The sequence below is a fragment of the Achromobacter insolitus genome, from assembly GCF_002209555.1.
Taxonomy (GTDB): Bacteria; Pseudomonadota; Gammaproteobacteria; order Burkholderiales; family Burkholderiaceae_B; genus Achromobacter; species Achromobacter insolitus.
In genome coordinates, this window is record NZ_NJIF01000009.1 from 60,039 (window position 1) to 73,018 (window position 12,980).

14 protein-coding genes and 1 tRNA gene are annotated in these 12,980 nt (G+C 66.3%); 9 read left to right on the forward strand and 6 right to left on the reverse strand.

What is annotated here, in order from left to right:
• Positions 1 to 7 precede the first annotated feature (7 nt).
• A complete protein-coding gene (locus CEY08_RS23360; RefSeq protein WP_042796231.1) occupies positions 8 to 736 on the forward strand; it encodes an SDR family NAD(P)-dependent oxidoreductase in 729 nt (242 codons plus the stop codon).
• Positions 737 to 783: 47 nt separating this feature from the next.
• Here the strand turns inward: CEY08_RS23360 and CEY08_RS23365 are convergent, their stop codons facing one another.
• Positions 784 to 1,566 carry an IclR family transcriptional regulator gene (locus CEY08_RS23365; RefSeq protein WP_042796230.1) on the reverse strand — a complete coding sequence of 261 codons (783 nt, stop codon included), beginning with the start codon at positions 1,564 to 1,566 and terminating at the stop codon, positions 784 to 786.
• Positions 1,567 to 1,711: 145 nt separating this feature from the next.
• Here CEY08_RS23365 and CEY08_RS23370 point away from each other — a divergent pair, with 145 nt between their 5' ends.
• From CEY08_RS23370 to CEY08_RS23395, 6 genes are read left to right on the forward strand one after another with little or no spacing between them, the layout of a single operon-like run.
• A complete protein-coding gene (locus CEY08_RS23370) occupies positions 1,712 to 2,401 on the forward strand; it encodes a 3-oxoacid CoA-transferase subunit A (protein WP_042796229.1) in 690 nt (229 codons plus the stop codon).
• Positions 2,398 to 3,042, forward strand: a complete 645-nt coding sequence (locus CEY08_RS23375; protein WP_076816523.1) for a 3-oxoacid CoA-transferase subunit B — start codon at positions 2,398 to 2,400, stop codon at positions 3,040 to 3,042. Before CEY08_RS23370 ends, CEY08_RS23375 begins: the two co-directional genes overlap by 4 nt.
• Positions 3,043 to 3,099: 57 nt before the next feature.
• The gene (gene catC, locus CEY08_RS23380) at positions 3,100 to 3,375 is read left to right on the forward strand and encodes a muconolactone Delta-isomerase (RefSeq protein WP_042796227.1); all 276 of its coding nucleotides are present in this window, start codon (positions 3,100 to 3,102) and stop codon (positions 3,373 to 3,375) included.
• A 13-nt stretch (positions 3,376 to 3,388) separates the two neighbouring features.
• Positions 3,389 to 3,685 carry a YciI family protein gene (locus tag CEY08_RS23385; RefSeq protein ID WP_063641344.1) on the forward strand — a complete coding sequence of 99 codons (297 nt, stop codon included), beginning with the start codon at positions 3,389 to 3,391 and terminating at the stop codon, positions 3,683 to 3,685.
• Positions 3,686 to 3,704: 19 nt separating this feature from the next.
• Positions 3,705 to 4,484 carry a 3-oxoadipate enol-lactonase gene (pcaD, locus tag CEY08_RS23390; protein ID WP_076816525.1) on the forward strand — a complete coding sequence of 260 codons (780 nt, stop codon included), beginning with the start codon at positions 3,705 to 3,707 and terminating at the stop codon, positions 4,482 to 4,484.
• 5 nt (positions 4,485 to 4,489) lie between these two features.
• Entirely contained in the window at positions 4,490 to 5,530 is a 1,041-nt protein-coding gene (locus CEY08_RS23395; protein ID WP_042796224.1) for a cyclase family protein, read from the forward strand.
• A 72-nt stretch (positions 5,531 to 5,602) separates the two neighbouring features.
• Here CEY08_RS23395 and CEY08_RS23400 read toward each other — a convergent pair whose 3' ends face one another.
• From CEY08_RS23400 to hemA, 5 genes are all read right to left on the reverse strand, one after another.
• Positions 5,603 to 6,166 carry a UbiX family flavin prenyltransferase gene (locus CEY08_RS23400; RefSeq protein WP_054457626.1) on the reverse strand — a complete coding sequence of 188 codons (564 nt, stop codon included), beginning with the start codon at positions 6,164 to 6,166 and terminating at the stop codon, positions 5,603 to 5,605.
• Between the two features lie 7 nt (positions 6,167 to 6,173).
• Entirely contained in the window at positions 6,174 to 6,500 is a 327-nt protein-coding gene (grxD, locus tag CEY08_RS23405; protein ID WP_042797530.1) for a Grx4 family monothiol glutaredoxin, read from the reverse strand.
• A 94-nt stretch (positions 6,501 to 6,594) separates the two neighbouring features.
• Positions 6,595 to 7,419 carry a peptide chain release factor N(5)-glutamine methyltransferase gene (gene prmC / locus CEY08_RS23410; RefSeq protein ID WP_076816527.1) on the reverse strand — a complete coding sequence of 275 codons (825 nt, stop codon included), beginning with the start codon at positions 7,417 to 7,419 and terminating at the stop codon, positions 6,595 to 6,597.
• 8 nt (positions 7,420 to 7,427) lie between these two features.
• Positions 7,428 to 8,510, reverse strand: coding sequence for a peptide chain release factor 1 (prfA, locus tag CEY08_RS23415; protein ID WP_042797529.1), 1,083 nt, complete (start codon positions 8,508 to 8,510; stop codon positions 7,428 to 7,430).
• 90 nt (positions 8,511 to 8,600) lie between these two features.
• Positions 8,601 to 9,875, reverse strand: coding sequence for a glutamyl-tRNA reductase (hemA, locus tag CEY08_RS23420; RefSeq protein ID WP_042796220.1), 1,275 nt, complete (start codon positions 9,873 to 9,875; stop codon positions 8,601 to 8,603).
• Positions 9,876 to 10,181: 306 nt separating this feature from the next.
• Between hemA and CEY08_RS23425 the strand changes: the two genes are divergently transcribed.
• A tRNA-Phe gene (locus CEY08_RS23425) sits at positions 10,182 to 10,257 on the forward strand.
• 220 nt (positions 10,258 to 10,477) lie between these two features.
• On the forward strand, positions 10,478 to 12,967 hold the full coding sequence (locus CEY08_RS23430; protein ID WP_063961161.1) for a mechanosensitive ion channel family protein: 2,490 nt from the start codon (positions 10,478 to 10,480) through the stop codon (positions 12,965 to 12,967).
• Positions 12,968 to 12,980 lie beyond the last annotated feature (13 nt).

The window sequence follows — 12,980 nt, forward strand, 5'->3', positions numbered from 1 at the left end:
AACTGATATGAGCAAACCTACTGCGTATCTCGTGACCGGCGGCAGCGCCGGGATCGGGGCGGCGATCATCCGCATGCTGCTGGATGCGGGGCATAAGGTCGTCAACATCGACTACAAGCTGCCCGAGAATCCGCCCGCGGGACTGGTGTCGTATCAGGCGGACCTGACCGACGAAGCCCGCACCAAGGAAGTCGCCCGGGAAGTGACCGAGGCCTACAACATTGTGGGCCTGGTCAACAATGCCGGCGCGACGCGCCCCGGCACGGCCGACACGGCCACGCTGGCGGACCTGGATTACGTAGTCAACCTGCATCTGCGCACCGCGCTGATCCTGGTGCAGGCGGCATTGCCCGCCATGCGCGAGGCTGGCTTCGGCCGCATCGTGAACATGTCGTCGCGCGCCGCGCTGGGCAAGCCGGACCGCGTGGTCTATTCGGCCACCAAGGCGGGCCTGGTCGGCCTGACCCGCACGCTGGCCATGGAACTGGGCGGCGACGGCATCACCGTCAACGCCATCGGACCGGGCCCCATCGCCACCGACCTCTTCACCAAGAGCAATCCGGCAGGCGCGCCGCAAACCGAACGCATCATCAACAGTATCGTGGTCAAGCGCCTGGGCACGCCGGAAGACGTGGCGCGCGCCGCGATGTTCTTCCTGTCGCCTGACAACGGCTTCGTCACCGGCCAGATGCTGTACGTCTGCGGCGGCACGACGCTGGGCGTCGCCCCCATCTGAGGCCCGCCATGCGCACGTCAGCCACCCTCTTCCGCCCCCTGGCGTGCCTAGCGGCGCAGCAGGGCGTGGTTGATCTGGTCGGCCGCGCGGCGCAGAGGCGGCAGGAAGGCCTCAAGCATTTCCTCTCGCGTGAAGCGATTGGCGTGGCCGCTGACGTTCATCGCGGCGATCACGCGGCCGCTGCGGTCCATGATGGGCACCGCGACCGACTGCAGCCCCGGCTCCAGCTCCTGGGCGACGCAGGCGTAGCCGTCGGCGCGCACGCGGGCCAGCACGCGCTTGAGCTCGGCAATATCGGTAACGGTGTGCGGCGTATAGGACTGGATCTGGCTCTGCGCCAGCACCCGGTCCAGCTCCGGCTCCGTCAACCCCGCCAGCAGCACGCGGCCCATCGAGGTCACCCAGGCCGGCAGGCGGCTGCCGACGGCCAAGTTGATCGTCATGACCTTGTGCGTGGACAGGCGCAGGATGTAGACAATGTCCGCGCCCTCCAGCACAGACACCGAACACGACTCGCGCGTCTGCTCGGCCACTTCTTCCATGTACGGCAGCGCCAGGTTCCACAGCGGCGTGCCGGACAGGTAGGCATAGCCCAGTTCCAGGATGCGCGGGGTCAGGGAAAACTTGCGGTCGTCGACGGTGACGTAGCCCAGGTGCTCCAGCGTCAGCAGGATACGGCGCGCGCCGGCGCGCGTCAGCCCTGTCACCGCCGCGACCTCGGACAGCGTCATCTGCGAACGGTCGGGGCCGAAAGCCCGGATCACGGACAAGCCGCGCGCGAAGGACTGCACGTAGCTGTCGCTGGGTTGCTGGGTATCTTGCTCGGCCATCCGTCTACCGCAAAAAGAGTAAATGGAGATTACGCCGCGCCGGCTCGCCTTGACGCTCGGCTCATCCCCATGAAACGATGTTCTTCAGAAGAACGAAAGTTCTAATTAAGAACAAATTATGACACGCCACCTATGAGCAAACATCATGATTTCTAAGCTTGTTGCAAGCGCGGCCGCCGCCCTGGCGGACGTACCCGACGGCGCCACCGTCATGATCGGCGGCTTCGGCACTGCCGGCCAGCCCATGGAACTGATCGACGCACTGCTGGAGCAGGGCGCCAAGGACCTGGTCATCATCAACAACAACGCCGGCAACGGCACCACCGGCCTGGCCGCCCTGCTGGGCGCCAACCGCGTGCGCAAGATCATCTGCTCGTTCCCGCGCCAGGTGGACTCGCAAATCTTCGACGGCCTGTACCGCAGCGGCAAGATCGAGCTTGAGCTCGTGCCCCAGGGCAACCTGGCCGAGCGCATCCGCGCCGCCGGCGCCGGCATCGGCGCGTTCTTCACGCCCACCGGCTACGGCACGCCCTTGGCCGACGGCAAGGAAATCCGCGAGATCAACGGCCGCCAGTACGTGCTGGAGTATCCGCTGCATGCTGACTACGCGCTCATCAAGGCCGAGCGCGGCGACCGCTGGGGCAACCTGGTCTATCGCAAGACCGCCCGCAACTTCGGTCCCATCATGGCCAGCGCCGCCCGTGTCGCCGTGGCACAAGTGCGCGAAGTCGTCGAACTGGGCGAGCTGGACCCCGAAACCGTCGTGACCCCCGGCATCTTCGTGAAACGCGTCGTGCAGATCCAAGCCTCCCCGGCCGCCAAGGAGCAGCAATGAGCACCAAACTGACCCGCGACCAAATCGCCGCCCGCGTCGCGCAGGACATTCCTGAAGGCGCCTACGTGAACCTGGGCATCGGCCTGCCTACACTCGTCGCCAACCATCTGCCGGCCGACCGTGAAGTCATCCTGCACACCGAAAACGGCATGCTGGGCATGGGCCCAGCCCCCGCCAAGGGCGACGAGGACTACGACCTGATCAACGCCGGCAAGCAGCCCGTGACCGAGCTGCCGGGCTGCTCGTTCTTCCATCACGCCGACTCGTTCGCGATGATGCGCGGCGGCCACCTGGACATCTGCGTGCTCGGCGCCTTCCAGGTGTCGCAGCATGGAGACCTGGCCAACTGGCACACCGGCGCGCCCGACGCCATTCCGGCAGTGGGCGGCGCGATGGACCTGGCCATCGGCGCCAAGGACGTCTTCGTGATGATGGAACTGCAGACCCGCGAAGGCCAGAGCAAGCTGGTCGAAGCCTGCACCTATCCGCTGACCGGCGTGCGCTGCGTATCGCGCGTGTACACCGACGTGGCCGTGTTCGACATCCGCGCCGACGGCGTAACCGTCATCGACATGTTCGGCGACACCACTGCCGAGGAGCTGCTGCGCCTGACCGGCCTGCCGCTGAAGTTTTCCCGCTGAGTTTTCGTGATCCCGCGCTCCGGCCCGGCCGGAGCGGCATTCCTGGAGAGAGTCATCATGCTGTTCATGGTTCAAATGCAAGTCAATCTTCCCGTCGACATGCCCGCCGAGCGCGCCGACAAGCTGAAGGCCGATGAGAAGGCCCTGGCGCAGCAACTGCAGCGCGACGGCAAGTGGAAGAATCTGTGGCGCGTGGCCGGCCGCTACGCCAACGTCAGCATCTTCGACGTCGAAAGCAACGACGAACTGCACACGCTGCTGTCGTCGCTGCCGCTGTTCCCGTACATGGACATCAACGTCACGGCGCTGGCACGCCACCCCTCGGCAATCTGATCAGGAGCGGCCGATGCCCTACATCATCGAAACCTTCGACAAGCCCGGCCACCAGGAAGTGCGCCAGCAGCATCGCGCCGCGCACCTGGAATACCTGGACGCGAACAAGCAGCTGTTGCTGGCCTGCGGCGCCAAGCTGCAGGACGACGGCAAGGACGCCGGCGGCGGCCTGTACATCGTTGCCCTGGAAACGCGCGAAGCCGCGCAGCAGTTCATCGACGCCGATCCGTTTTCCAAGGCCGACCTCTTCGAACGCGTGACCATCACGCGCTGGCGCAAGGCCTACGTCGACGGCGTCTGCCATCTGTAATCGCAAGGAATAAACCCGCATGTCTTACGCCGATCTCAGCCAGGCACGGCTGTTCTACGTCATCGATGGCCCCGCCGACGCGCCGGTGCTCGTGCTCTCCAACTCGCTGGGCACCTGCGCTGACATGTGGGCTCGCCAGATCCCCGAACTGACCAAGCACTTCCGCGTGCTGCGCTACGACACCCGCGGCCATGGCAAGTCGTCCCTCCCCGAAGGCGAATACAGCTTCGAGCAGTTGGGCAACGATGTGGCCGAGCTGCTGGCCCACCTGGGCATCAAGCGCGCGCATTTCTGCGGCCTGTCGATGGGTGGCCCCACCGGCTTGTGGCTGGCGCTGGCGCGTCCCGAGCTGCTGGACAAGCTCATCCTGTGCAATACGGCCGCGCGTATCGGTTCGGCCGAAGGCTGGAGCGCCCGCATCGCCGCGGTCGCCGAGCAGACGCTGGAAAAGATGGCGCCCGCGCTGGTCGAGCGCTGGCTCACCGATAGCTACCGCGCCGCGGAGCCCGGCCTGACCCAGGTCCTGATCGACATGCTGCGCCGCACGCCGGACGCCGGCTACTCGGGCAATTGCGCCGCGCTGCGCGACGCCGACTTCCGCGAGCAGGTAGGCTCGATCAAGGCGCCCACGCTAGTCATCAGCAGCACGCACGACTTGGCGGCCACCCCGGCCCAAGGCCGTGAACTGGCCGCAGCCATTCCTGGCGCGCGCTATGTCGAACTGAACACCTCCCATATCTCGAACTGGGAGCAACCGGAAGCCTTCACCCGCGCGGTCGTCGACTTCCTGAAGGGGTAAACGGCATGCAGCGCTGGAAAAACCGGCCCGAAGGCTCCAACTGGGGCGACTTCGGACCCGACGACCAACTCGGCCGCCTGAACCTCATCACCGAAGAACAGGTCCTGAAAGGCGCGCGAGAAATCCGCGCCGGCAAGACCTTCTGCCTGTCGCTGCCGTTGGACCTGCCCGGCGGCAACGTGCTCAACCCGCGCCGCCATCCGCCGCAGCTGAGCCCGACGCGTCTCGCGGACACGCCCTACCTGAACTTCCCGCTGCGCAACGTCAACCCGGACGCGGTGGATGTGCTGAGCGACGACCAGGTACTGCTGTCCATGCAGTACTCCACGCAATGGGACGCGCTGGCCCACGTGGGCGCGCTGTTCGACGCCGATGGCGACGGCAAGGCTGAGCTCCGCTACTACAACGGCTACCAGGCCGGCGTGGATGTCATCGGCCCGGCCGACGGCGACCACACCGGTTGCGGCTGCAACAGCGGCGGCCCGTCCGCGGCGTTGAAGCTGGGTGTCGAAAACCTGGCACAGAAAGGCATGCAGGGCCGCGGCGTGCTGGTGGACCTGTTCCGCCACTACGGCCCCGGGCGCACGCTGATCGGCCACGCGGAACTGATGCACGTGCTGAAGGCCGACAACATCAGCGTCGAAGCGGGCGACATGCTGGTGCTGCGCACCGGCTACGCGGAAGCGGTCGTTGCCATGAACGGCAAGCCCGACGCCGAAACGCTGCACACCTACGGCGCCGCGCTGGACGGCACCGACGAAGCGCTGCTGCAATGGATCACGGACAGCGGCATTGCCGCCATCTGCGCCGACAACTACGCCGTGGAAGCCTACCCCGCGCGCGAAAAGACCGGCCCGCGCGCCATGCTGCCGCTGCATCACCACTGCCTGTTCAAGCTGGGTCTGCCGCTGGCGGAACTCTGGTACCTGAAGGACCTGGCGGACTGGCTGCATGCCAACGGCCGCCACCACTTCATGCTGACCGCCCCGCCCCTGCGTCTGCCGCACGCCATTGGATCGCCGGTCACCCCGATCGCAACGGTGTAGGCGTCAACAACCCGCCGCCGTCGCGCAAACAAAAAGAGCTCCGGACTGGAGCTCTTTTTTATGCAGCGATCGTTACTTCATGCCTTCCCAATGCGGCCCGGGCACGATGATATCGAACAGCTCCAGCACCCGCGCCACGGTGTGGTCCACCATTTCCTCGATGGAAGCGGGCCGGTGGTAGAACGCCGGAAGCGGCGGAAACACGATGCCGCCCATTTCGGTGACCGCAGTCATGTTGCGCAGGTGCGCCAGGTTGAAAGGCGTCTCGCGCACCATCATGACCAGGCGCCGGCGTTCCTTGAGGGTAACGTCCGCGGCGCGGGTAATGAGGTTATCCGACAGGCCGTGAGCCACCGCTGCCAAGGTGCGCATGGAGCACGGCACGATGACCATGCCGGCCGTCTGGAACGCGCCGCTGGCCAGCGTAGCGCCCACGTCGCGCACACTGTGCACGTGGTCCGCCAGGGCATAGACATCGTGGCGGCTGACGTCCAGCTCGTGCTTGATGTTAAGCACGCCGGACGCCGACACCACCAGATGCGTTTCGACATCGTCCACGCCGCGCAATGCCTGCAGCATGCGCACGGCGTACAGGGAGCCAGTGGCGCCCGTGATGCCGATGACCAGTCGCCGCATGGACTGATCAGGCCGTGGCGCCGGACTGGTCCAGCAGCGTCTTCAGTTCGCCGGATTCGTTCATCTCGTTCATGATGTCCGAGCCGCCGATGAATTCGCCGGCCACGTACAGCTGCGGGATCGTGGGCCAGTTGGAGAATTCCTTGATGCCCTGGCGGACTTCGTCGTCCTCCAGCACATTGACGGTGACCAGCTTCTTCACGCCACAGCCCTTCAGGATCTGGATGGCCTTGCCGGAAAAGCCGCATTGCGGGAATTGGGCAGTGCCCTTCATGAACAGCACGACGGGGTGCTGGGTCACGGTTTCGCGGATGAATTCTTGAACGTCGCTCATGGTGGTCTCTTGGACAGGCATAACGGAATACGCCAATTATAGGTACAGCGGGGAAATCCGCCCGGATACCCCGGGCCCCGCACCGGGAATCCGGTCAGGCGGACAGCCGGCCGCCGGAAATCCGCTCGATGCCAGCCAGGTCCTTGCGGCTGTGCACATCCTGGAATCCGGCCCCCGCCAGCAGGTCCCGCACGGCTTGCGCCTGGTCCCAGCCGTGCTCCAGCCACAGGGCGCCGCCCCGCTTGAGGTGGCGGCCCGCGCCCTGGATGATGCGGGCCAGGTCTTCCAGGCCGCCCGCTTCATCGGTCAGCGCGCCACGCGGCTCGAAACGCACGTCGCCCTGATCCAGGTGGGGATCGTCGCAGGCGACATAGGGGGGATTGGACACGATCAGGTCGAAGCCCTCGCCCGCCGGCACGGCGTCATACCAGCTGCCTTCGACCAGGCGCACGGAGGCGGCCAGGTCCCAGGCGTTGGAGGCCGCCACCGCCAGCGCGGCCGCGCTGAGGTCCGACGCCATCACCCGCGCATCGCGCCGCGCCAAGGCGATAGAAATCGCGATCGCGCCGCTGCCCGTGCCCAGATCCAGCACCGCCGGCGCGGCCAGGCCGGCCAGGCATTCCAGCGCGGTTTCCACCAGCACTTCGGTGTCTGGGCGTGGAATCAGCACATCCGGCGTCACGCGGAAGCGGTGGCCCATGAATTCACGATGGCCCACCAGATAAGCCATGGGCTCCCCCGCCAGACGCCGCTGGGCCAAGGCCTCGTAGGCCGCAGCCGTCTCGCTCAGCAAGGGGTCCGTGTCGTGCGCCAGCAGCCACGCACGTGGCTTGGCCAGCACGTGCTCCAGCAACATGCGCACTTCCAGGCGTGGCAGGCGCGTATCGAGCAGCAGGCTTTTCAGCTGGGGCGGTGTCATGGGCAGGCTCAGATGTCGTCGCCCAGGGCCGCCAGCTGCTCGGCCTGGTGTTCGGAGATCAGCGCGCCGGTCAACTCTTCCAGATCGCCTTCCATGATCTGCTGCAGCTTATACAGCGTCAGGTTGATGCGATGGTCGGTCACGCGGCCTTGCGGGAAGTTATAGGTGCGTATGCGCTCGGAACGGTCGCCCGAGCCGATCAGGCTCTTGCGCTCGGCGGCTTCCTTGCTCTGCCGTTCGCGGGTTTCCTTGTCCTTCAGGCGCGCGGCCAGCACCTGCATGGCCTTGTCCTTGTTACGGTGCTGGGAGCGGTCGTCCTGGCACTCCACCACCAGCCCGGTTGGCAGGTGGGTGATACGCACCGCCGAATCGGTCTTGTTGATGTGCTGGCCGCCCGCGCCGCTGGCGCGGAAGGTGTCGATGCGCAGATCGCTGGGGTTGATGACGATTTCCGACATTTCGTCGGCTTCAGCCATGATCGCGACCGTGCACGCCGAGGTATGGATGCGTCCCTGCGCCTCGGTGGCGGGCACGCGCTGCACCCGGTGCGCGCCGGATTCGAATTTCAGGCGGCCATAGGCGCCGTCGCCGTCGATACGCGCGATCACTTCCTTGTAGCCGCCAAGCTCGGACGGACTCTCGGACATCAGCTCCACCCGCCAGCCGCGCTGTTCGGCGTAACGCGTGTACATACGCAACAGGTCGCCAGAGAACAGCGCGCTTTCGTCGCCGCCCGTGCCGGCGCGGATTTCCAGGAACACGCTGCGCCCGTCGTTGGGGTCGCGTGGCAACAGCAGCAATTGCAGCGCGCCTTCCAGTTCCTCGAGCTTGGCGCGGCCGGACTTGATCTCGTCCTCGGCCATGGATTTCAGGTCCGGATCAGACAGCATTTCCTGGGCCGCGGCCAGGTCATCTTCGGTGCGGGCGAAGGCGGTGAACGCCTCGACCACGGGCTCCAGTTCCGCGCGTTCGCGCGAAAGCTTGCGGAAACGGTCCATATCGGACGCGGTCTCCGGTTCGGCGAGCAGGGCGTCGACCTCGATGAGGCGGTGACACAGGTGCTCCAGCCGGCTGCGCATGGAAGATTTCATGGGGAATGACCAAAAAGAAAAGCGGGAAAGCGGATAGCGGGCGCCCAAAAGACGAACGCCCGCCAGGAGGCGGGGCGTAGGGCAGAGTCGCTAACGGCGGGAGTCGCGGCCGGGAAAGAGGCGCGGCATCCAGGCAAGCAGTTGCTTGCGGTCGTCGCCTTCGCTGCGGTTCAAAGCCGCCAGCGGGCCGTGCAGGTACTTTTGCGTCAGGCCGTGGGCCAGTTGCTCGAGCACGGCCTCCGGCGATTCGCCCCGCGCCAGCAGGCGGCGGGCGCGTTCCAGCTCGGCGCTGCGCACGTCTTCGGCGGCCTGATGCAGGTCGCGGATGACAGGCACCACTTCGCGGGATTGCATCCAGTGCATGAAGCCCTGGACACGGGTTTCGATGATCGCTTCAGCCTGCACCACTGCCGCGCGTCGCGCGTCGGTGCCGGTTTGCACCAGCCGGCCCAGATCATCCACCGAATACAGGTAGACGTCGTCCAGGCGGCCGACTTCGGGTTCGATGTCGCGCGGCACGGCCAGGTCGATCATGACCATGGGGCGGTGGCGGCGCAGGCGCGTCGCCCGTTCCACCATCCCCAGGCCGAGGATGGGCAGGGAGCTTGCCGTACAGGACACGATGACGTCGAACTCGGACAGGCGGTCCGTCAGGTCCGACAGCTTCATGGTGCTGGCGGCAAAGCGGTTGGCCAGGACTTCAGCGCGTTCGGCCGTGCGGTTGGCCACCACCATGCTGCGCGGACGCTGCGCGGCGAAGTGCGTGGCGCACAATTCGATCATTTCGCCCGCGCCGATGAACAGCGTGCGGGCCTGGTCCAGATTGCCAAACACGCGCTCGGCCAGGCGCACCGCGGCGGCGGCCATGGACACGGACTGCGCGCCGATGGCGGTCTGCGACCGGACTTCCTTGGCCACGGAGAAGGTCCGCTGGAACATCTGGTGCAGCAGGGTGCCCAGCGATCCGGCTTCGCCGGCGGCGCGCACGGCGTCCTTCATCTGGCCCACAATCTGGGTTTCGCCCAACACCATGGAATCCAGGCCGCTGGCCACGCGGAAAGCGTGACGCACGGCGTCGTCCTGGTGATGGCGATAGAGATGCGGGCGCAGCGTGCCGGCGTCCAGGCGGTTGTAATCAGCCAGCCAGGCGGGCAGTTGATCGGCCACGTGGCCGTCGGCTGCGCAATAGATTTCGGTGCGGTTACAGGTGGACAGGATGGCGGCTTCGCGGACCGAGCCGCCGAATGCCGAACGCAGGCCTTCCAGCGCGGGCTTCACCAGATCGACGGGCATGGACACGCGTTCGCGGACCGAAACCGGCGCGGACGTGTGATTCAGACCGAAGGCAAGGACAGCTACCGACATGTAGAAGGGATGGCCGGGCCATCCGTGCGTAAGCGTTAAGTACTGCCACTAAGAACGAGGCGCCGCAAACCGGGGGTTCCAAACCGGGGGTTCTAAACCAGTCCGCAGCGTCAGACCGCTAACGATTATACCCCTGCGGGTTATCCCCAGGCCAGTTCTGCCCTCGGGCGCGACCCTGGGTCGCACCTTTCGTGCCGTCCGCCCAACAGTCCGAGGGTTGCGGCCTGCCGGGGACGGCGGTACCCAAAGATTTTTGCCCTACGCTGGCGCAAGCCTCAAAAATTGTGTATAGTTGCGGACTTCGTTGGCCTGGTAGCTCAGTCGGTAGAGCAGAGGATTGAAAATCCTTGTGTCGGTGGTTCGATTCCGCCCCAGGCCACCAGAATTATTGGAACTCCTGATTCATCAGGGGGCCAACCCGCTCAAAAGCAGGTTGGCGTTCCAGAAAAGCCCAGCCCTTGCCGGCTGGGCTTTTTGTTTTCCGCTTGCAGCGCAGTTCCAGAGGCGCGCCGTTTCCGCCCCTTTCCCCCGCCCACGCTTCCGCGATATCGTAAGACGCCCTTCTCCGTAGCCCGCCGCCTTCCATCCACCGGAGCCGCGACATGCGCGCCCAAGCAACAGCAAAAGCGCTATTCGGCCTGATTGCACTGCTGGCCGGCCTGCTTGGCCCCGCGTTCGGACAGAGCGCCGCGACGGCGCCTGCCCATCTCGCCCCACCCACCACGCAGGCCCAGGCCATCCTGGTGGCGGACATTCCGCTGCGCGCGGACACCGATCACCGCTACGCCGAAGGGGTCCTGGAGCGCATCGCCGGAGCCGACCCGACCGACGCGCTCGCACCGCGCCTGGAAGCGATTTCCCGGTCCATCGACGAAAAGCTCCAGCAATTCCAGCCCGCCCAGCTGCGCACCCTGCCCATCATGCGGCTGGAAAGCCTGGAGCGGCATTGGATGTTCGACGCCCGCCGTTTCGCGAGCTGGCAGGAGGACATGCGGCAGGCGACCGCCGCCTACGCCAGCGATGCCGCCGAACTGGCCCGCCGGCGGGAAGCATGGCAGGCGCTCAAGAACGCGCCCGGCGCGGCTGACCTGCCCCCTGCCCTCACAGGCCGTATCGACTCCGTCATCGCCCAGCTGGCGCGTGCCGAACAAGCCCTTTCGGTGCCGCTCGCCCGCCAGATTGCACTGGGCCAACGCGCCAACTCCGTAGAAGAACGCATCCAGGCGGGACAACGCGCGGTCGCCGACGCCATCAACTACATCGATGCCCGCCTGCTCGAACTGGACGCTCCACCGCTCTGGGACGCCACCTTCACCTCTACCGCCCGCAGCGACGCCATGGCCTATCTGCGCAGCGGCCTGGACCTCGAACTGCGCTTCGCCCGCCAGTACGCCGCGGCCGACACCAGCAACCAGCGCGCCTTGCACGTGCTGCAGCTCGTGCTGCTGCCGCTGCTGCTCTGGCTGGCCTGGCACAGCCGTCATGCCATCCGCGCTGGCGAAATGAGCGAGACGGCTGCGCGGGTGCTGGGCCGCCCGCTGTCCGCCTGGCTGCTGCTGGCCATGATGGGCGTGCAGCTGCTGGAGCCCGACGCGCCCTTGATCGTGCTGCAGATAGCGCTGCTGCTGGCCGTGGTGCCCGTCCTGCGCCTGTTGCCGCCGACCACGCGCGAACCCCTGGACCTGTGGCCCTATGCGATCACGGGCCTTTATCTGGTGGAGCGGCTGGGCGTCTTCTTCCTTGCCAGCGAAACGCTTTACCGCCTGCACAACCTGGCCATGACCCTGCTGGCCCTGGTGACCGCGCTGTGGCTGCTTGCCCGCGCCAAGCGCCGCGGCGACACGCAGGCGCCCGGCCGGCTGCACCGGATATTGCGCGTCAGCGCCTGGGGCGCCGTGGTCCTGCTGGCCGCCGCCGGCGTCGCCAATCTGGTCGGCAATCTGTCGATGGCCGAAATGCTGACCAGCGCCATCATCAGCAGCGGCTATTTCGGCTTGATGCTGTACGCCGGGGTCACCATCATCATCACCCTGCTGCAATTGATGCTGGCTCGGCCGGGGGTGTCGCGCTTCCGCATCGCGCGCGAACATGCCCCGCCTCTCGTGCAATTGTTGATCCGCCTGGTGACGGCCGCCGCGGTGGTGGGCTGGACGCTGTACACGATGGACCGATTCCGCATTCTGCGGGCCACCTACGCCATCACGACCAAGGTGCTGTCGTACACGCTGGCGCTTGGGGACATCACGCTCAGCCTGGGCAACATCCTGGTGTTCGCGATCTCCGTGCTGATCGCGTTCTGGGCCGCACGGGCCATTCGCCTGGTGCTGCACGACGAAGTGCTGGCCCGCATGCCGCTGCCCCGCGGCGTGGGAAACAGCATCGCCTCGCTGACCTATTACTCGGTTCTCCTGTTGGGCCTGGCGGTCGCCCTGTCGGCGGCCGGCGTCAAGACCAGCCAACTGGCCATCGTGCTCGGCGCCCTGGGCGTGGGCATAGGCTTTGGCCTGCAGAACGTGGTCAACAATTTCGTGTCCGGCCTGATCCTGATGTTCGAGCGCCCGATCCAGCCCGGCGACGTGGTGGAGATCGGCGACACCTCGGGGCAGGTGCGCGACATCGGCATGCGCGCCACCCGGATCAAGACCTTCGAAGGCGCCGACGTGGTAGTCCCGAACGGCACCCTGCTGTCGGAAAAGCTGACCAACTGGACCATGCTGGATCGCAACCGCCGCATAGAAATCAACGTCGGCCTGGCTTACGGCACGAATCCCGCACAGGCCATCGAACTGCTGGGCTCGGTGGCGCGCGGAACGCTGGGCGTCTCCTCGCAACCGGCGCCCATTGCGCTTTTCATGGGTTTTGGCGCCAGCACCCTGGATTTCAGCGTCCGCGCGTGGACGCCCGACTTCGACCAGTGGATGTCCATCCGCAGCGACATGCTGACACGGATGTATGAGGCGCTGACGCGTGCGGGCATCGGGATACCGTTCCCGCAGACCGACCTGCACCTGCGCAGCATTTCCGAGGACGCGGGCGCCGTGCTCACGCAAGCCCGCCGCGCCCCGTCCGGCAACGGCCCCGCCCCCACGTAACGCGGATATTGTG

Excerpts from the sequence above, each read along its gene's own strand:
- CEY08_RS23360 (WP_042796231.1), top strand. The coding sequence starts at position 8 with ATGAGCAAACCTACTGCGTATCTCGTGACCGGCGGCAGCGCCGGGATC.
- CEY08_RS23365 (WP_042796230.1), bottom strand. The coding sequence starts at position 1,566 with ATGGCCGAGCAAGATACCCAGCAACCCAGCGACAGCTACGTGCAGTCC.
- CEY08_RS23370 (WP_042796229.1), top strand. The coding sequence starts at position 1,712 with ATGATTTCTAAGCTTGTTGCAAGCGCGGCCGCCGCCCTGGCGGACGTA.
- CEY08_RS23375 (WP_076816523.1), top strand. The coding sequence starts at position 2,398 with ATGAGCACCAAACTGACCCGCGACCAAATCGCCGCCCGCGTCGCGCAG.
- catC (WP_042796227.1), top strand. The coding sequence starts at position 3,100 with ATGCTGTTCATGGTTCAAATGCAAGTCAATCTTCCCGTCGACATGCCC.
- CEY08_RS23385 (WP_063641344.1), top strand. The coding sequence starts at position 3,389 with ATGCCCTACATCATCGAAACCTTCGACAAGCCCGGCCACCAGGAAGTG.
- pcaD (WP_076816525.1), top strand. The coding sequence starts at position 3,705 with ATGTCTTACGCCGATCTCAGCCAGGCACGGCTGTTCTACGTCATCGAT.
- CEY08_RS23395 (WP_042796224.1), top strand. The coding sequence starts at position 4,490 with ATGCAGCGCTGGAAAAACCGGCCCGAAGGCTCCAACTGGGGCGACTTC.
- CEY08_RS23400 (WP_054457626.1), bottom strand. The coding sequence starts at position 6,166 with ATGCGGCGACTGGTCATCGGCATCACGGGCGCCACTGGCTCCCTGTAC.
- grxD (WP_042797530.1), bottom strand. The coding sequence starts at position 6,500 with ATGAGCGACGTTCAAGAATTCATCCGCGAAACCGTGACCCAGCACCCC.
- prmC (WP_076816527.1), bottom strand. The coding sequence starts at position 7,419 with ATGACACCGCCCCAGCTGAAAAGCCTGCTGCTCGATACGCGCCTGCCA.
- prfA (WP_042797529.1), bottom strand. The coding sequence starts at position 8,510 with ATGAAATCTTCCATGCGCAGCCGGCTGGAGCACCTGTGTCACCGCCTC.
- hemA (WP_042796220.1), bottom strand. The coding sequence starts at position 9,875 with ATGTCGGTAGCTGTCCTTGCCTTCGGTCTGAATCACACGTCCGCGCCG.
- CEY08_RS23430 (WP_063961161.1), top strand. The coding sequence starts at position 10,478 with ATGCGCGCCCAAGCAACAGCAAAAGCGCTATTCGGCCTGATTGCACTG.